Source organism: Streptomyces uncialis (assembly GCF_036250755.1).
In the GTDB taxonomy this organism is placed as follows: domain Bacteria; phylum Actinomycetota; class Actinomycetes; order Streptomycetales; family Streptomycetaceae; genus Streptomyces; species Streptomyces uncialis.
In genome coordinates this window covers 6,576,900-6,595,274 of record NZ_CP109583.1, presented here as the reverse complement: position 1 = coordinate 6,595,274, position 18,375 = coordinate 6,576,900, and the positions used below count along the sequence as shown (strand labels likewise).

General features: G+C 75.3%; 13 protein-coding genes. 12 read left to right on the top strand and 1 reads right to left on the bottom strand.

Translation table 11 applies throughout. From position 1 onward, the window contains the following. Positions 1-361 precede the first annotated feature (361 nt). Genes OG711_RS27495 through OG711_RS27465 form a run of 7 tightly spaced genes read left to right on the top strand, consistent with a single transcriptional unit; the run spans position 362 to position 9,673 of the window. Entirely contained in the window at positions 362-1,168 is an 807-nt protein-coding gene (locus OG711_RS27495) for a class I SAM-dependent methyltransferase (protein ID WP_073793555.1), read from the top strand. Then, complete coding sequence (locus tag OG711_RS27490; protein WP_329561083.1) at positions 1,165-5,682, top strand: alpha-(1->3)-arabinofuranosyltransferase domain-containing protein; 4,518 nt, start codon at positions 1,165-1,167, stop codon at positions 5,680-5,682. The genes OG711_RS27495 and OG711_RS27490 overlap by 4 nt, the downstream gene beginning before the upstream one ends. After that, on the top strand, positions 5,679-7,067 hold the full coding sequence (locus tag OG711_RS27485; RefSeq protein ID WP_329561081.1) for a condensation protein: 1,389 nt from the start codon (positions 5,679-5,681) through the stop codon (positions 7,065-7,067). The genes OG711_RS27490 and OG711_RS27485 overlap by 4 nt, the downstream gene beginning before the upstream one ends. After that, positions 7,064-7,855 carry a class I SAM-dependent methyltransferase gene (locus OG711_RS27480; RefSeq protein ID WP_245876988.1) on the top strand — a complete coding sequence of 264 codons (792 nt, stop codon included), beginning with the start codon at positions 7,064-7,066 and terminating at the stop codon, positions 7,853-7,855. The genes OG711_RS27485 and OG711_RS27480 overlap by 4 nt, the downstream gene beginning before the upstream one ends. 14 nt (positions 7,856-7,869) lie before the next feature. Continuing rightward, positions 7,870-8,820: a hypothetical protein gene (locus OG711_RS27475; protein WP_329564073.1), complete on the top strand. Its 951-nt coding sequence runs from the start codon at positions 7,870-7,872 to the stop codon at positions 8,818-8,820. Between the two features lie 5 nt (positions 8,821-8,825). Further along, complete coding sequence (locus tag OG711_RS27470; protein WP_073793557.1) at positions 8,826-9,056, top strand: Trm112 family protein; 231 nt, start codon at positions 8,826-8,828, stop codon at positions 9,054-9,056. Positions 9,057-9,091: 35 nt separating this feature from the next. Continuing rightward, entirely contained in the window at positions 9,092-9,673 is a 582-nt protein-coding gene (locus tag OG711_RS27465; protein ID WP_073793558.1) for a hypothetical protein, read from the top strand. A gap of 937 nt (positions 9,674-10,610) precedes the next feature. On the opposite strand, the gene OG711_RS27460 is transcribed toward OG711_RS27465, so the two are convergent. Beyond that, positions 10,611-11,495 carry an ATP-grasp domain-containing protein gene (locus tag OG711_RS27460; RefSeq protein ID WP_073793559.1) on the bottom strand — a complete coding sequence of 295 codons (885 nt, stop codon included), beginning with the start codon at positions 11,493-11,495 and terminating at the stop codon, positions 10,611-10,613. A 137-nt stretch (positions 11,496-11,632) separates the two neighbouring features. On the opposite strand from OG711_RS27460, the gene OG711_RS27455 reads away from it, so the two are divergent. The 5 genes from OG711_RS27455 (at position 11,633) to OG711_RS27435 (ending at position 18,271) form a co-directional block, all read left to right on the top strand. Next, the gene (locus OG711_RS27455; protein WP_079185051.1) at positions 11,633-12,811 is read left to right on the top strand and encodes a MerR family transcriptional regulator; all 1,179 of its coding nucleotides are present in this window, start codon (positions 11,633-11,635) and stop codon (positions 12,809-12,811) included. A gap of 82 nt (positions 12,812-12,893) precedes the next feature. Further along, the gene (locus tag OG711_RS27450) at positions 12,894-14,372 is read left to right on the top strand and encodes an acyl-CoA synthetase (protein WP_073793560.1); all 1,479 of its coding nucleotides are present in this window, start codon (positions 12,894-12,896) and stop codon (positions 14,370-14,372) included. 521 nt (positions 14,373-14,893) lie between these two features. Beyond that, a complete protein-coding gene (locus OG711_RS27445; RefSeq protein ID WP_266515147.1) occupies positions 14,894-15,265 on the top strand; it encodes a CU044_2847 family protein in 372 nt (123 codons plus the stop codon). Further along, entirely contained in the window at positions 15,262-17,184 is a 1,923-nt protein-coding gene (locus tag OG711_RS27440; RefSeq protein ID WP_329561075.1) for a VMAP-C domain-containing protein, read from the top strand. Before OG711_RS27445 ends, OG711_RS27440 begins: the two co-directional genes overlap by 4 nt. A gap of 43 nt (positions 17,185-17,227) precedes the next feature. Continuing rightward, positions 17,228-18,271 (top strand): AAA family ATPase, encoded by a 1,044-nt coding sequence (locus OG711_RS27435; RefSeq protein ID WP_073793561.1) that lies wholly within the window; start codon positions 17,228-17,230, stop codon positions 18,269-18,271. The last annotated feature ends 104 nt before the right edge of the window (positions 18,272-18,375 follow it).

Sequence of the window (18,375 nt, the reverse complement as noted above, 5' to 3'; positions counted from 1 at the left end):
CGTACCGGTGGCGACCGTACCCGCCGCACGAATCCCGTCCGGCGGGCCGGTCCCGAGCGGCGGGCCGGTTCCGAGCGGTGGGCCGGTTCCGAGCGGTGGGCCCGTCCGGTCCCGGTCCGGTGGGTCCGCCCCGTCCGGCGGCACGGTCCTGACCGCCGCACCCGCACCCGCACCCGTGCCCGCCGCACCCGCGCCCGTATCCGCCGCCCCCGTACCCGTCCCCACCGTGCCCGCCGCGCGGACACCCCTGTCCGCGGCGTCCGCGGCCCCCGTCCCCGCTCCCCTGTCCGTCCCTGCGTCCGCCCGGGTCCCGGGTGCCGACGAGGGCGGCGCACCGCCGTCCCGGCGGAAGTGAGGTCCGATGCAAGCCCCTGGTCCAAGAGTCGGCCGTACCGGTGCGGGCCGCCCCCCGGCGCGCCCCGCGGACGGTCCGCGGCGGCCGTGGCGGAAGGACCCCTCCTTCCGGCGGTCGGCCGCGCTGTTCCGCGCGTTCCTGCGGGAACAGGACGACCCCGAGGCGTGCTACACCCTGCTCGCCCAGGACGCCGCCGACCAGGTCGAGGCGTACGGCGGGCCGCTCGACGGGCGGACCGTCGTCGACATCGGCGGTGGCGGCGGGTACTTCACCCGGGAGTTCCGGCGGCGCGGCGCGTGTGCGGCGCTGTTCGAGCCGGACCCCCGGGAACTGGGCGGCTCCCCGCCCGAGGGCGCGGTCGTCGCGGACGGCTATCTGCTGCCGCTCGCGGACGGCACCGCCGATGTGTGTTTCTCCTCGAACGTCCTGGAGCACGTGGACGATCCGCAGACCTTCCTCAGTGAGATGGTCCGCGTCACCCGCCCCGGCGGGCTGATCTATGTCTCGTTCACCAACTGGCTCTCCCCGTGGGGCGGTCACGAGGGGGCGCCCTGGCACTATCTGGGCGCCCGCCGGGCGCGGGACCGCTACGAGCGGCGCTCCGGCCGCCCCGCCAAGCACATCCTCGGCGAGAACCTCTTCGCCGTGCACGTAGGTCCGACGCTGCGCCAGGTGAGGGCGCGGACCGATGTCACCGTGGTGTCCGCCCGGTCCCGCTACTGGCCGTTCCTGGCCGGTGCGGTGACCCGGGTGCCGGGCCTGCGGGAATTCGCCACCTGGAACCTTCTCCTCATCCTCAGGCGGTGTCCATGACCAGTACGGCCCCGGCGGCCCAGGCTCCCCCTCCGGCCGCCCCGCGCACCACCAGCACCACCGAAGGCCCTCCCGGGGTGCCCCGGTCGCGCCGGTGGCTCGCCGGTTTCTGGGCCGTGGTGTTCACGCTGTTCCTGGTGGTGTCACCAGGACGGATGACGTTCGACACCAAGCTCGGGGTCACGGTCGACCCCTGGCAGTTCCTCGGCGACCTCGGCCAGTTGTGGCAGGACCGGGCGGGCTTCGGCACGCTCACCGACCAGTACATCGGCTACGCGTTCCCGATGCTCCCCTACTACGGGCTCGCCGATCTGGCGCAGCTCCCGGTGTGGCTCGCGGAGCGGCTGTGGCTGTCGATCGTGGTGACGGCCGCGTTCTGGGGCGCGCTGCGGCTCATGGAACGCCTCGCCGTGGGCAACCGCTCGACGCGGCTGCTGGGCGCGGCGGTGTACGCGCTGTGGCCGACGTACACGATCGTCGTCGGTTCCACGTCGGCGGCGGCGCTGCCCGGCGCGCTGCTGCCGTGGGTGCTGCTGCCGCTGGTCGACGACCGGTACAGCGCGCGGGTCGCGGCCTTGCGTTCCGCGCTGCTCGTGGTGTGCATGGGCGGGGTGAACGCGGCGTCGACGCTGGCGTCGCTGCTGCCGGTGGCGCTGTATCTGCTGACCCGGCCGCGCGGTCCGCGGCGGCGGGCGCTGATCCTGTGGTGGGTGCCGGGGGTGCTGCTGGCGACCCTGTGGTGGGTGGTCCCGCTGCTGCTGCTCGGGGTGTACGGCGAGAACTTCCTGCCGTACGTGGAGACCTCCCGGGTCACCACCGACACGATGGCCGCGACGGAGGCGCTGCGCGGCGCCGGGAACTGGGTCGCGTATCTGAACTTCGGTGAGCCGTGGCTGCCCGCCGGGTGGAGTGTCGCGTCGTCGGTGCTGGTGATCGTGGCGTCGGCGGTCGCCGCCGCGCTGGGTCTCGCGGGGCTGGCCCGCCGGGACGTGCCGGAGCGGCGCTGGCTGACGCTGACGGTGCTGACGGTGGCGCTGCTGACCCTGGCCGGGTACGGCGGCACGTTCGGCGGTCCGTTCCACGGCTTCGTGCAGGATCTGCTGGACGGTGTGCTGGTGCCGTTCCGCAACATCTACAAGTTCCAGACGGGCCTCGCGCTCGCGCTGGTGCTGGGTCTGACGCATCTGCTGGCCGTCGCGGTGCGTGAGCACGGGGCGCGGCCGGTGCGGGGCCGCCGCTGGGCGCCCGCGGTCGCCGCGGTGCTCGTGGTGCCGGGTCTCGCGCTGCCGTACGTCAACGGCTCGATCCTCCAGCCGGGTTCGTTCCAGAAGCTGCCCGATTACTGGGAGACCACGGCGGGCTGGCTGGAGAAGAACACCCCGGACAGCCGGGCGCTGGTGGTGCCCGCGACCGCGCACGGCGTCTACACGTGGGGCTCCCCCATCGACCAGCCGCTGGACGTGCTCGCCAAGTCCCGCTGGGCGCAGCGCGACTACGTCCCGTTCGGGACGGCGGGCAACCGGCGGGCGATGGACGCCGTGGAGCAGGCGCTGCTGACCGGTGCCGAGGTACCGGGGCTGCGGGACTTCCTGAGCCGGGCGGGGCTGCACCATGTCGTCGTCCGCAACGACCTGGACCCCGACCAGATCGGATACGTCCCGACGACGACGGTGAAGCGGACCCTGGAGCAGTCCGGGTACGAGCGCGTCGAGGGCTTCGGCCCGGTGATGACCGGCGGGCGGATCGCGGACGACACCCCCCTCCAGGTCGAGGGGCTGTTCGCCCAGCAGCGCGCGGTGGAGATCTACGAGCCGGCGGCCGGTACGAAGCGGCCCGGCCAGGCGGGGATCTACGCCGCCGCCGACACGGCCGTGGTGTCCGGCGGACCGGAGACGCTGCTGCCGCTGTCGGGCGACCCGTCGCTGCGCGACCGTCCGACGGTCCTGACCGGTGACGGGCACCCGGGCGTCGACAAGCCCGCGCTCCAGGTGGTCGGGGACGGGCTGCGGCGCGCCGACACCCGCTTCGGCCTGGTGAACACCAACACCTCGTACACGTACACCGAGGACGAGCGGAACCACTCCGGGAGTGTGCAGGACCCGGGTGACGAGCCGCACCAGATCCTGCCGAAGAGCGGTGTCCGGCATCAGACGGTCGCCGAACTGCGGGGCGCCCGCGCGGTGACCGCGTCGTCCAGCGGCAACTGGCTGTTCCATCTGCCGCAGTACGACCCGGTGAACGCGTTCGACGGGAACCCGGACACCGCGTGGGCCGTGGGCACCTCGGGGGACGCGGCCGGTGAGTGGCTGCGGATCGCGTTCGAGGGAACGACGGAGATGCCGTCCTCGCTGACGGTCACCCCGCTGCCGCAGAACGGGACCCGGGCCGCGCCGACGAAGGTGCGGGTGGAGACCGAGCGCGGCAGCGAGACGAGTCCGCTGCGCGCCAACGGGAAGCCCCAGGACATCAAGTCCCCGCCGGGTGGGACGGACTGGCTGAGGATCACGATCGTGGAGACCGAGTCGGGCGGCCCCGGGCTGACCGGTGCCGGTTTCTCGGAGATCGAGATCCCGGATGTGTCGGTGACCCGGATGCTGAAGCTGCCCACGGACGCCGAGAACGCCACCCGCGCGGGCGCCGAGACGGTGTCGCTGCACCGGACGGCCGACCCGGGCGGGCTGTCCCCCGCCGGTACGGAGTCGGGGCTGCACCGCTCCTTCACCACCTCCGACGGCGGGGCGCACCAGGTCAGGATGAGCGCGGTGCCGGTCCCCGGTGAGGCGCTGGACAAGCTGCTGTACGGGGCGGGCACCGAGCGGCCCCGCAACCAGGTCGTCGCGACGGCCGCCTCCACCGCGCGCCTCGGCGCGCAGCTGTCGGCGCGCAATCTCACCGACGGGGATCTGACGACCGCGTGGATCGCCGGGGACGAGCCGGTGGTCCGGCTGGCCTGGCGGGACAAGCGGCCGGTGGACCGGCTGGTGCTGACCGGCGCGGGCGGCCTGTCGGCCCGCCCGACGAAGGTCGAGATCAGTTCGCCGGACGGCGCGGCGATCGCGAACGTGGACGACAACGGCTGGGTGCGTTTCGACCCGATCACCACCGATGAGCTGGAGATCAGGGTGACCGCCACCTCCGAGGTCACCCTGCACAACCCGGTCGCCGGTGACGATCTGCGGCTGCCGGTCGGCCTGACGGAGATCACCGTCCCCGCGCTGGAGCCCGACGGCTACCGCACCGAACGGCCGTCCGACGGGCGGAGCTTCACCCTGGAGTGCGGCGAGGGTCCGGCGGTCGCGATCGACGGGGTCCTCCACGCGACGAGCGCCAAGGGCGTCGTCCAGGACCTGGTGGAACGGCGGCCCGTCGACGTGACGCTGTGCCAGCGGGACGAGCCGGACGCGGAACTCACACTCGGCACGGGCACGCACACCCTGGAGGCGGGCGACGAGGGTCCGCTGGCCGTCACCGCGGCGACCCTCACCCGGGGCGAGGCCGCCGCACCCGCGACGGCCACACGTGAGCTGAAGGTCGACGACTGGCTCGGCGACCGCCGTCAGCTCACCGTCGGCTCCGGCGCGGAGTCGTACCTGACGACGTACGAGAACGTCAACGAGGGCTGGAAGGCGACCCTCGACGGCAAGGAGCTGACCTCGGTCCGGCTCGACGGCTGGCAGCAGGGCTTCCGCGTCCCCGAGGGCGAGGGCGGCAAGGTCACCCTGAGTTACGAGCCCGCGCGGACGTACGAGATCGGGCTGGTCGTCGGGTTCGCCGCGCTGCTCGGTCTGGTCGGTCTGGTGCTGTGGCGCCGCCAGGAGGAGAACCCGCACGGCCCGTCGGCGGCGGTGAACGGTCCGGGGACCCTTCTCGGCACGGTCGCGCTGACCCTGGTGGCCGTGGTGATCGCGGGCTGGTTCGCCCTGCTCGTCCCGTTCCTGGCGGTACTCGCGCTGCGCCGTCACACCCTGCTGGTGCCGATCGCGTTCGTATCGATGACGGCCGCGGGTGTCGTGGCGGCGACCGGCGCGGGCGAGGCTCCGGCGGCGGGCGAGGGGTCGTTCGGCCCGCTCGCGCAGGTGCTGGCGCTGATCGCGCTGTTCGCGTCGCTGGTGACGGTCGGCGGGGGCGGCGGCGGACACCGCCGCCGTACCGCCGGTCCGGCGGCGGCCGGTCCCACGGGTACGGCGGTGCTTCCGGCGCAGCCGTACGGGGCGCCCGCGGTGCAGCCCGCGCCGGCGGGGACGCCGACCGCGCGTCCTGCCGGTCCTGCCGGTCAGGGTTCCGCTTCGGCCGTCCCCGCAGGTTCGGACGCGGCTCCGACCGCACCTGCCGCACCTGCCGCACCTGCCGCACCTGCCGCACCTGCGGGAACGTCCGGGGCGGGTCGAGCGGACGGGGCGGACGGGCCGGACGAGGCGAAGCGTACGGCCGGGCAGGACGGCCGGGACGGGCGGACCGTCACCGCGCGGGGGCCCGGCTCCGGGGCACGGGACGCGGGCGGGGGCGCTCGGTGACCGCTGTGGACGGCCCGGCCCGGCCCGCCGCACCGGCGGGCCCGGTCCGGGTGCCCTTCCCCGTCGTCGACGAGGTGTCGCGGCACTGCGTCCACAAGACGGAGCCGGACACCGTCCATATCGAGGTGCGGCTGCCGGGGCGGCCCGACCCGGAACGGCTGCGGCGGGCGTTCGGCGAGGCCCTGCGGCGCCACCCGCGCGCCTTGATGCGGGAGGCGCCGGGCCCCTGGTACCGGCGGCGCTACAACTGGGAGCTGACGGACGGTCCCGACACGGAGGTGGTGACGTTCCCCGCGCCGGGACCCGGCGCGCTGGAGCGGGCGAGGGCCCGTGCCCTCGCGACGGCACCCCCGCTGTCGGCGTCCCCGCCGATCCGGCTGGAGGCGGTCGAGGACCCCGCGCGGCCCGGCGGGACGGTGCTCTTCCTGACGCTCAACCACACCGCGCTGGACGGTCCGGCCGGTATCCGTGTCCTCGCGACCGCCGCCGGGCTGTACGGCGGCGCCGGTGACGACGCGTCGTCCCCGCCCGTCCCGGCCCGGCACGCCCCCGGGCCGGGCCCGGCCGACCCGGCGCCGGGCCCCTCCCCCTGGGCGCGGCCCGCCCGGCTGGCCCCCGGCACCCCGGCCCGGCCCGCCGGGGCGTCCGGCCCCGGCAACGGGATGCTCGTCCTCGACCTCGATGTCCCGCGCCGCCCGCCCGGCGCCCCGTACACCGTGAACGACCAGCTGATGGTGGCCACCGCGCTCACCGTGGCGCACTGGAACCGGACGCGGGGGGAACGGCCGCGCCCGGTGCGGATCACCATGCCGGTGGACGACCGGCCGCGCGGGCCCGGGATGCCGATCGGGAACGGCACCCGGCTGGTCGAGGTGCCGTTCACCGCCGCGGAACTGCGGCCCGCCGCCTGGGGCGGCGACGAGTGGCACCCGGCGGCGGTGCGCGGACTGCTGACGCGGACCGCGGACCGTACCCGCGCGCTGAAGGCGGCGGAGCGGCCGCAACTCGGGCGCGGGGCGACGCTGCTGACCGCGCCGGTGCTCCCGGTGCTCTGGCGGGCGGCCGTCACCCGGCTGCTGCGCCGCGCGCTGACGCCCTGGATGTCCACCACCCTGGTGAGCAACATCGGACGGGTGCCCTACCCGCTGGACTTCGGTGACGCCGGCCGGTCCGACGCGCTGTGGATCTCCGCGCCCGCGCGGATGCCCCGGGGGTTCACGGTGACCGTCGCCTCCACCGCCGGACGGCTGCATGTGGTGCTGCGCTGGTCGACGGCGCTGCTCGGGGACGCGGACGGCGCGCGGCTGCGGGAACTGTTCGAGCGGTATCTGGACCTGACCCGGCCCCCGGTGGCCGGGGACGGGGCGCGGGAGGGGACCCGATGACACGGACCACGCGGGACGGCACGGGGACCGGTGACCGGGCGGCGGACGACGGACGGGGCGGGGACGGCAGCGCGCCGCGCGGACTGCGGGACTTCTACGAGGACCCGGGGGTGCCCGTCGCGTCGGGGGACGCCCGCAGTCTGCGGCAGGCGCGGATGCTGGCCGCCGCCCTCGGCCCCGCCGCCGGACGCCCGGCCGTGGTCCTGGACGTGGGCTGCGGCGACGGCACCGCGGCGCGGACCGCGGCGCCGCTGCTGGCCGGGCACCGGGTCATCGGCGTCGACTGGTCGCAGGACGCGCTGCGCCGGGCCCGCGCCCACCTCACGGACGTCGTACGCGGCGAACTCACCGACGGGGGGCTGCCGCTGCGCTCCGGCTCGGCGGACGCCGTGCTGTTCAGCGAGGTCATCGAGCACCTCGTCGACCCCGACAGCGCCCTGGACGAGCTGCGCCGGGTGCTGCGGCCCGGCGGGCATCTGATGCTGTCCACCCCGAACCTGGCCGCCTGGTACAACCGGGCGCTGCTCCTCGCGGGGGTGCAGCCCGTGTTCTCCGAGGTCAGCCTGCGGGGCATCCATGGGCGGCCCGGCCGGGAGGTCGTCGGTCATCTGCGGCTCTACACGGCACGCGCGCTGCGGGAGTTCGTCGCGGCGTCCGGTTTCGAGGTGGTCCGGCTCGCGGGCGCCCCGTTCCACGGGGTGCCGCGTCCGCTGCGCGGCCTGGACCGGCTGGCCTGCGCGGCGCCGTCCCTCTCCTCGATCCTGCTGCTGCACGCGCGAAGGACGTAGCCGTGGGGTGGGGGGTGGCCGCCGCGCTGCTCGCGAACGTGCTCTACAGCACCGGGTTCGTGCTGGAGAAACGGGCGCTCGCGCGGCTGCCCGCGGTGAGTGTGCGCGAACCGGTGCGGCTGCTGTGGCTGGTGCTGCGCAGTCCGCTGTGGATCGGCGGCGCGCTGGCGCTGGCCGCCGGGTTCGGCGCGCAGCTCGCCGTGTACCGGACGCTGCCGATCGCCGCCGCGCAGGGCATCTTCGTGTCGGGGCTCGTACTGCTCCTGCTGCTGTCGTCGCGGGTCCTCGGTGAGGAGACCTCGGGGCGTGAGCGGTACGCGATCGGGGCGATCCTGCTGGCGCTGCTGATGGTCGTGCTGTCGCTGCCGCACGGCGCCGGGTCGGCGGAGGCGGTGGGCGCGGGGGCCCCGGCCGGGGTGATCCTGCTGGTGTGCGTGCCCACGCTCGCGGCGGGCCTCGGGCTGTACGCGGTGACCGAACGGCGGGCCGGACGGCGGCACCGGATGCCGACGGCCGGTGTCGAGTACGGGGTCGCCGTCGGGCTGCTCTACGGGGTCAGCTCGCTGGCGATCAAAGGGGTCTCCGGGCATCTGCCGGACCTCGCGCGGGCACCGGGCGGGGCGCTGCTCGGGCTGCTCGGCTCGCCGTATCCCTATCTGCTGCTGTGCACCGGGGTGTTCGGGCTGATCATGTCGCAGGCGGCGCTCCAGCGCTGCCGGGCGTCCCTGATCGTGCCCGTGTGCACCACGGTGTCCTGTGTGTTCTCGGCCGTCCTCGGGACCCTCGCGTTCGGTGAGGCGCTGCCCGGTGATCCGGTACGGCTCGCGTTGCGGGTCGCGGGGACGGTCCTCGCGGTGTCGGTCCTCCTCGCGATGCCGAAGCACGACTCCCCGCCCGGTCCCGCCGTACCCGACCGTCCCGCCGTCCCGACCCCGACCCCGCCGTGTCCGACCGCAAGGAGCTGACCCCCATGAGTCCTGACGATCCGCTGCTCGACCTTCTCGTGTGCCCGCTGGACAAGGGCGCGCTGCGTCTGGTCGGTCCCGAGGGGGGCGCCCCCGGGACGGCCCTGTACAACCCGCGGCTGCGGCGGCTGTACCCGGTGGTGGACGGGGTGCCGCAGTTGCTGCCCGCATCGGGGACGGCGGTGACGGACGCGGAGCACGAGCGGTTCACGGCCGGGGCCCCGGCGGACGGCTGAGCGGTTCCCCGGCGCCGGTGCGGCACGATGGGGACATGCCCCGTACCCCGTCCGTGCCCGGTGCCCCGTTCGGTCCGCTGGAGTTCCAGCTGGTGCTGCTGCGGAGGATGGCCGACCACCAACCGGATCTGGTGGCGGACGCGCGACGGACGCTCGGGGTGTCCGTCACGGAGATGCGCGAGGCGAACCGGCGGTGGCAGGCGATGTCCCGGTCCCCGCGGGGGCGGGGGGCCGCCGGGCGTTACCGGTCGGTGCTGGGGCCGCCCGAGTCGCGGTCCGCCCGGCGGGTCGGGGACCTGGAGTGCGAGGCGCTGCTGTGGCCGGTGCCGTTGTGGCCGGACCTGCGGTTCGAGGTGCTGACGGGGCCCGGTGGGGCGGTGTGGAACGAGTGGCTCGTACGGGCGCCGGGGTGTGCGGGGCCCGTGCTGCGGGGGGTCGGTGACCTCGTGCCCTGGTCGGTGACCGTCGACGAGGTCGCCTCGGCGTTCCCGCCGGCGCGGCCTTTGCAGGGGTCGGCGCCCGGGCGGTGGGGACTGGCGTTCACCGCGAGCGGTGCGCCCTATGCGTACACAGCGGAGTTCACGTGGGGCCTCCTCCAGCGGATCTCCCCCGGGTGACCCTTCCCCTGGTACCCCTTGGGTTCCTGTGCTGGGCGCACTTGTTCCCGCACAGGTCGTTCGTGGGTGCGCAGTTCCCCGCGGGTCGCCTTCGCTTGCGCTTGTGAGGTCCGTCCGGGTGGGCGCGCTTGTTCCGGTGCCGTCGCTCGTGGGGTGCGCAGTTCCTCGCGCCCCTGGGTTTCGTGTGCTGGGCGTACTTGTTTCCTGTGCCGTCGCTCGGTGGTTTCGCGCAGTTCCCCGCGCCCCTGAGGTCGCGCCCCTTACGGTTCCCGTTCGGCTGCGGGTGGTCCTTGGTTGCTCGCGCAGTTCCCCGCGGGTCGCCTTCGCTTGCGCTTCTGAGGTTTGTCCGGGTGGGCGTACTTGTTTCCGGTGCCGTCGCTCGGTGGTTTCGCGCAGTTCCCCGCGCCCCTGTCGGGGCGCTGCCTGGCTGGTGTTGTCCGTCGAGTGCGGGCCGGTTCTCGTCTTTGCGCAGTTCCCCGCGCCCCTGAAGGGGCGCCTACCTGGGGCTGTTCTCAGTCTGCGGGTGTGGTCAGGCTCCGGGCCGGGCGGGGTCGAACCACCCTCCTCTCGCAGTCGCGCTGCTGCGGGAGGGGGTGGGCGGGAATCTCTGCCCGCAGACTCCGATGCTCTTCAGTCCGGCAAGGACACGTCGTACCGAGCGCGTTGGAGCGAGGACGGAGAATCCCGACCGGCACCGACCCCAAGAACCGGCCGGACGCGCCCCAAAGGGGCGCGGGGAACTGCGCGAAAACGAGGGCCGACCCGCACCCGACGAACAAACCCGAAGGGGCAGCATCCAGGGGCGCGGGGAACTGCGCACCCCACGAACGACGGCACACGAACGAAGTACGCCCAGCCGGACAGACCTAGGAAGCGCAAGCGAAGGCGACCCGCGGGAACTCCCGTACAGGAACAAGTGGGCCGGCCACGGCGGACCTCAGGCGACGCACCCCGTGAGGGACTTCGCCAGGGCCGACGCCGTCTCGGGGTGGAGGCCGAGGAACAGGTTCGGCTCGATCAGCTCCAGCTCCATGACCCGGGGCACCCCGTCGTCCCCGTCGACGAGATCCACCCGAGCGTAGACAGGCGCCCCCGAGAGGGGGACAGCCGCCAGCGCCCGCCGCGCCACCGCCAGCTCCGCCGGGCCCGGCGTCCACCCCCGCACCCCGGGATGCGCGGTCTTGGCCGCGTCGAAGGCCGCCCCGGCCTCCAGGACGGCCCCCTTCCGTATCGCGTGGTGGAAGGTCCCCCCGATATGGACCAGGGCCCGCTCCCCGGTCGTCTCGATGGCCCGCATATAGGGCTGGACCATCGCGGTGAGCCCTTCCGCGTGCATCCGCGAGACCTGCTCCCGGGCCCGCCGCACGGCCCCCGCGCCGCCGTCCTCGTACCGCGCCGCGTACCGCGCGCCCGCGCCCCAGGTGGGCTTGACGACGAACGGACCGTCGGGGAAGCCGGGTTCCGCGCCGGGCGGGACGAAGCGGGTGGGGACCACGGGCACGTCCGCGCGGGCGAGGTCGTCCAGGTAGCGCTTGTCGCTGTTCCAGCGGAGCACCGGCGCGGGGTTGACCAGCCGGGTCAGCGTGGCGCAGCGGTCGGCCCAGGCGAGGAACTCGGTGACCCGCTGCGTGTAGTCCCAGGTGGAGCGGACCACGGCGAGGTCGAAGGAGGCCCAGTCGGCCCCGGGGTCGTCCCACGCCACCGCCTGTCCGGCCGCGCCCGCCGCGGTCAGCGCGTCGAGCATCGCCGGGAGGTCGGGATCGGTCACCCCGCCGGGGCGGGGACGGTAGGTGACCAGGGCGATCCTGGGGGTGCGGGACACGGCGGAGCTCCTGGTGGAAGGCGGACGGACGGACCGGACGCAGGGTAACTCTCCGGATGTCCGGGACACCACGCTTTACCTTGCCCCTCGGTCAAGCCCCAGGATCGGGGACAGGACGAGGAGCGGGGTGGGCGGTCATGAACGGCGGGTTCCCGGACGGCGAGGGCACGGGCGGCGAGGGCACGGGCGGCGGGGACGGCGGCGGGGACGGCCCGGGGGCCGGTGCCTCGCTGACCATCGGCGCGTTCGCGCGGGCCGCCCGGCTGTCGCCGAAGGCCCTGCGGCTGTACGACGAGCTGGACCTGCTGCGTCCGGCCCGGGTGGACCCCCGGTCGGGCTACCGCTTCTACTCGCCGGACCAGTTGGAGCGGGCCCGTCTGGTGGCGTGGCTGCGCAGGCTGGGGATGCCGCTGGCCCGTATCCGTGAGGTGACGGCCCTGGCGCCGCCACGCGCGGCACAGGCGGTGCGGCGGTACTGGGCCGAGGTGGAGGCGGAGACCTCGGCCCGTCGGGACCTCGCGGAGTTCCTCGTCGACCAGCTCTCCGCACCCTTACGACCGAAGGAGCCTGTCATGACCCTGGAACTGCGCTGCGCGGCCCTGTCGGACGGGGGCCTGGTGCGTCCCGGCAACCAGGACGCCGTCCACGCGGGCACCCGGCTGCTGGCCGTCGCGGACGGCTTCGGGCCGGGCGGGGCGCCCGCGAGCGCCGCGGCCGTCGAGGCGCTGAAGGCCCTGGACGGCGGGACACTGGACCCGGGCGACGTACTGAACGCCCTGGAGGACGCGGTCGCGCGGGCGGCCCGCGCGGTACGCGAGGTCGCCGTGCGGACGGCCGGGGCGGCGGGCCGGGCGGAGGTCGGGACGACGCTGACCGCGCTGCTGTGGACCGCCTCGCGGCTGGCGCTCGTCCATATCGGGGACTCCCGGGCGCATGTCCTGCGCGACGGTGAGCTGTTCCTCGTCACGGAGGACCACACCGTGACGGGTTCGCTGGTCGAGGAGGGCCGGCTCACCGAGGAGGAGGCGCGGTCGCATCCGGGGCGGTCGCTGCTGCTGCGGGCGCTGACGGGCTCCGGCGGGCACGGTGTACCGGACATCCGGCTGCACGACACCCGGCCGGGCGACCGCTATCTGCTGTGCTCGGACGGACTGTCGGCGGTGGTCCCCGGGGAGCGGCTGCGGAGCGTGCTCGTGGCGGCCCCGGACCCGGCCGCGGCGGTGCGCGAGCTGCGTGCGCGGGCGTACGAGGCGGGGGCGCCGGACCATCTGAGCTGTGTCGTCGCGGAGGTCGCGGAGCGGGCCCCCGGCGGCTGAGGAGGGTGCAAGCTTGCGGGTGCGGCGTCCGGCCGCGCGGGGCGGTGTCCGTCCCGGACCTCCCAGACGAGGAGCAGCACGCGTGACCGTTCTCTTCCCGGCCCTGACGGACCCCCGCGCGGCGGACCGGCCCGCGCTCCGCTTCGGTGACCGCTCGCTGACGTACGGGGCGCTGGCGTCCGCCGCGGGGCGGGTGGGGCGGCTGGTCGCCGGGGAGGGGCGGGTCGCGGTGTGGGCGGTCCCGTCGCCGGAGACCGCGGTCGGGGTGGTGGGCGCGCTGCTCGCGGGGGTGGCGGTGGTGCCGCTGAATCCCGCCTCGGGTGCGGCGGAGCTGGCGCATGTGGTCGCCGACAGCGCGCCGCGGCGGGTGCTGGTGGCACCGGGTACGGAGCTCCCGGCGGCGTTGCGGGGCGTGCCCCGGCTGGAGGTGTCGGCGGAGCCGGACGGCGGTCCGGGCGCGGAGCCGGCAGGGGAGCCCGTACGGGAAGAAGGGTGGGGCGGGGAGGTGCCCGCGCTCGTCGTCTACACCTCGGGGACGACCGGTGCGCCGAAGGGCGCGGTGCTCCCCCGGCGGGCGCTCGCGGCGAGCCTCGACGCGCTGGCGCGGGTGTGGGCGTGGACGGGTGACGACGTGCTGGTGCACGGGCTGCCGCTGTTCCATGTGCACGGGCTGGTCCTGGGGACGCTGGGGCCGTTGCGGCTCGGGGGTGAGGTGCGGCATCTGGGGCGGTTCAGCACGGAGGGGGTGGCCCGGGAGCTGGGCGCCGGGGCGACGATGCTGTTCGGGGTGCCGACGATGTACCACCGGATCGCGGAGGCGCTGCCCGGTGACCCGGCGCTGACGCGGGCGCTGGCGGGGGCGCGGCTGCTGGTGTCCGGTTCGGCGGCGCTGCCCCTGCGGGACCACGAGCGGATCGCGGCGGCGACCGGGCGGCGGGTGGTGGAGCGGTACGGGATGACGGAGACGCTGATGAACACGGCCGTCCACGCGGACGGTGAGGCGCGGGCGGGGACGGTCGGGCCGCCGCTGCCGGGGGTGGGGCTGCGGCTGGTGGACGAGTCGGGGGCGGCGCTGACCGCGCCGGGTCCCGGGGAGGTCGGGGAGATCCAGGTGCGGGGGGCGAATCTCTTCACGGGGTATCTGAACCGGCCGGAGGCGACGGCCTCGGCGTTCACGGCGGACGGCTGGTTCCGTACCGGGGACATGGGGGTGCTGGACCCGGACGGGTATGTGCGGATCGTCGGGCGCAAGGCCACGGACCTGATCAAGAGCGGTGGTTACAAGATCGGGGCGGGGGAGGTCGAGAACGCGCTGCTGGACCATCCGGGGGTGCGGGAGGCGGCGGTGACCGGCGAGCCCGACCCGGATCTCGGGGAGCGGGTGGTGGCCTGGGTGGTCGCCGCCGACCCGGCGGACCCGCCCGGGGCGCGGGAGCTGGCGGAGCATGTGGCGGCGGCGCTGGCCCCGCACAAGCGGCCGCGGGTGGTGCGGTACGTGGCGGAGCTGCCGCGCAACGACATGGGCAAGGTCCTGAAGCGGGCGCTGACACAGGGCGGTTGAGCCGGGACATGTCGAACGGGGTTCGAACGGTGGGGCAGTTGTTCCCTGGAACAGGTGATCGTCGCTCTGATGATTGCCCCGGGCACCGACGGTCAGGGATGATCACGGTGTGCGAACGACGGGATGCATACCGTCACTTCGCCTCTCCTGTTCCTCCCGGTCGTCCCCGTATGTCCCCCGTGAGCCCTCCTGGTTCGCGGAAGACGGGTGGCGGCGGAGCGGGCGGGAGCGAGTCCCACACCGGCATCCCAGCAAGGAGAACCACAGCATGAACTTCCTCACCGACGTCCTCGCCGGCCTCCTCCACATCGTCGGCCGCCTCGTCTGACGTCACGGCGAAGGCGCGCGGGCGCCGTCTCCCCCGGTCCCACGGGGAGGCGGCGCCCCCGCGCGTGTTGCGGCGTTTCCCCTGACAGCGGCAACTCCCTTCGGGGACAATGTGCTTCGCCGGGACCGCCTGGGCTCCCGCCCCCCGCGCGGCCGGTACGGATCTGTACGGTGCGGGCTGGCACGGGGGTCGTGTGGACGAGCTGGTGGAGTTCAGGACCGAGGGCGGCGCGGCAGTCCTCGTCGGCACGGACGACGCGGACCGGGGCGGCTCCCGGCCGGTGTCCCGGGGCGGCGGCCCCGCGCAGGCCGCCCGGACCTTCGAGTCGTCCCTGGACGGGGCGCGGGCGGCGGCCGAGGCCGCGCTGCGGGTGTTCCGGGACGGGACCCTCGGTCCGGACTCCGTGGAGATCGAGTTCGGCGTGAAGCTCACCGCCGAGAGCGGCGCGGTGATCGTGAAGGGTTCCGCCGAGGGCCATCTGACGGTCCGGCTGACCTGGTCGCCCGGCGGCGCGGACCCGGCGGCCGGGGCCGCCCCGTCCCCGGAGCCGACCGCCGGATCATGACGGCGGACGGTCCCGGCGCGGGCACCGGGGTCCGGGTCCCGCCGGCCGGGCTCCCGGCCGCGGCCTCCTGGCACGCCCGGGTGGACTGCGGCGGCGAGGTCGGCGCGGGCTTCCTCGTCTCCGAGCGGGAGGTGCTGACCTGCGCCCATGTCGTCCGCGAGCGGCACACCGGCGCGGACGTCACGGTGACGTTCCCGCACGCGCGCCCGCTCGGCGGCGTCGCGGCCCGGGTGGTGGCGCACGGCGGCTGGGGCGGCGGCGACCTGGACACCGGGGACGTCGCGGTACTGGAACTGGAGCGGACGGTGTCCCTGGCCCCGGTCGAGTTCGCGGCGCCCGGCGACGGCTACGGCGACCCGCCGCGCAGACTCCTCGTGTACGGCTTCCCCGCCCGCTTCGACGAGGGCGTCCTCGCCGAGTACCGGGCCACCGCCACCCAGCGGATCAGCGACGAATGGGTGCAGCTGGAGCCGTGGACCGGGCACGGCCGGCCGATCGCCCCCGGGTTCAGCGGGGCCGCGGCGGTCCTCGCGGACACCGGCCGGGCCGTGGGCATGGTGACCTCGGCGGACCGGGGCGGCCCGGCGCGCGGCGGCCGGATGCTGCCCGTGGCGGTGCTGGCGCGGTACTGGGCCCGGCTCACCGAGCTGATCCCGACCCGGGGGTTCGGGCGGGCCGACAAGGAGACCCTGCGGCGGCTGGTGACGGCCGCCGGGGCGGACGGCCCCGAGTGCGTGCCGGACCGGCTCTACGCCGAGTCCGTCGACCCGGTGGGCGGACCGCCGCTGCCGCCGGGCGGGTTCCCCGCGCTGTGGGACGTCGTCTGGTACCTGCTGTCGGAGGTCGACGACCCGGCGGCGCCCGCCCGGTTCGCGGACCGGCTCGCCGACTTCGTGTCCGACCCGGAGGTGCGGTACGGGCTGCGCAGATGGGCCGCCCGCGGCGGCCCCCCGCCCCCCGCCGCACCCCTCACGGCCCCCGCGCCCACGGCCGCCGTCACGCCCCCCGCACCCACGGCGTACCCACCACCCCCGCACCCGGCCGTCCCGGCGCCCTCCGGCGGTGTGTACCGGGAGCGTCCCTCCGGCGGCGTTCCCGGGGAGCGGCCCGCGCCCGCCTGGTCGCCCATCGTCGTGGAGCTGGAGCGCTCCGGCTCCGGCCGCGGCCAGTACCTGGCGCAGGTGTCCGCGTACCGGGACGGGCACCGCCGGGTGGTCGGCGCCCGCACCCTCGCCAAGCGCGCGCTGCCCCGGTACGTCGCCGAGCGCGTGGACGAGGCGTTCCACGAACTGCCGCACGGCGCGCCGGTCCTGATCGCGTTCGTCGTACCGCGCGCCCTGCTCAACGAGCCGGTGGACCGCTGGCCCCGGGGCGCCGGTGACCCGAGCCCGCTGGGCTGTCTGTACCCGCTGGTGGTGCTGGACCGGGAGCGGCGCAGGCAGGGCGGGCGCCGGCATGAGCTGCTGCGCAAGTGGGAGCGGCTGGACGCCCGGGAGCGCGCCGAGCTGTACCGGGTGGAGTGCGGCAGCGCGGAGGACCAGGGCAGGCTCACCGTCCGGCTCTGGGAGGACGGCCAGATGATGGGGTTCACCGCGCCGCCCACGTCCCCCCGGATGAAGCGGCTGTTCGCGGCCGGGCTGAACGGCTCCGTACCGGTGCTGCTGTGGCCGCGCACCGGCTGCGACGGCCGGCACGGTGACGGGGAGCCCTGCGCGGGGAGGGAGTTCCTGGACGAGCTGACCGCCTATGTGGCCCGGCTGCCACCGGCGGAGCTGCCGTCGCACATCCGTGCGCTGCGCAGCGTCGTGTATCTGTCCGACGACCCGGGAAGCCACTGGGCCAGGGATCTGACCCTGTTGTGGGAGGACCCGCGCTGCTTCCCCGAACCCCCCGGCCATGCCGCGTCACCCGTCGGCTGACCCCGCCGACCAGCCCCGTCCGCAGACCCGAGGAGTCCGGCTCATGTCCCTGTGGCCCGTCTACACCGGTACGAACGAGCCGCACGACGGTATCGACGCGCTGCCCGCGCCGCCGCCGTGGCGGGCCTTCGACGGCGGTCCCCCGCTGGAGACACCCGCCCCGGACGAGGACACGGCCGCCGCGTCCCCGGACCGCGCCCACCGGGCCCGGACGTACCAGGCGCCGCCGCGGAGCGTGGACCTGGTCAACGCGGCGCTGTATCTGCGGCGTCCGCTGCTGGTGACCGGTCCGCCCGGCAGCGGCAAGTCGTCGCTCGCGTACGCGGTCGCCCGGGAGCTGCGGCTGGGGCCGGTGCTGCGCTGGAACATCACCAGCCGTTCCACCCTGCACGACGGGCTGTACCAGTACGACGCGCTGTCCCGGCTGTACGCGGCCCGGGAGTCGGCGGCGCGGGCGGGCGGCGAACCGGCGACCGGCGCGCAGGACGACGGCGAGGAGCTCCAGGACCATCTGCGGCTCGGTCCGCTCGGTACCGCCCTGCTGCCCTACCGGCGGCCCCGGGTGCTGCTGATCGACGAGATCGACAAGAGCGACCTGGATCTGCCGAACGACCTGCTCAATGTCCTGGAGGAGGGCCAGTACCAGATCCCCGAGCTGGTCCGGGCGGCCCGGCGCACCCCCCGGGCGGAGGTGATGGTGGACGGCGGCCGGGACCGGGTGGCCGTCACGGGCGGCGCGGTGCGCTGCCGGGCGTTCCCGTTCGTGGTGCTGACCAGCAACGGGGAGCGGGAGTTCCCGCCCGCGTTCCTGCGGCGCTGTCTGTCGCTGCGGCTGCGGCGGCCGGACGGCGCCCAGCTGGACCGGATCGTCACCGCGCACCTGGGGGAACCGGACGCCTACGCGCGGACCCTGATCTCCCGGTTCCTGGAGCGGGCGGACAGCGGGGGCCTCGCGACGGACCAGTTGCTCAACGCGATCTATCTGACCGGGACGGCGGGGCTGACCGGGGTGTCCCGGGACGCGCTCGCCGAACAGCTGATGCCGTATCTGAGCCGCACCCCGGACAGCGACGACGATGCCTACTGAGCCCGGTCCCCTCCCGTCGCCCGTCGCCCGGCTGGCGGCCGTCCTCACCGACGCCGCGCGGGGCACCGCGCCGACGCCCACCGAACTCGCCGAACTCCTGTGGC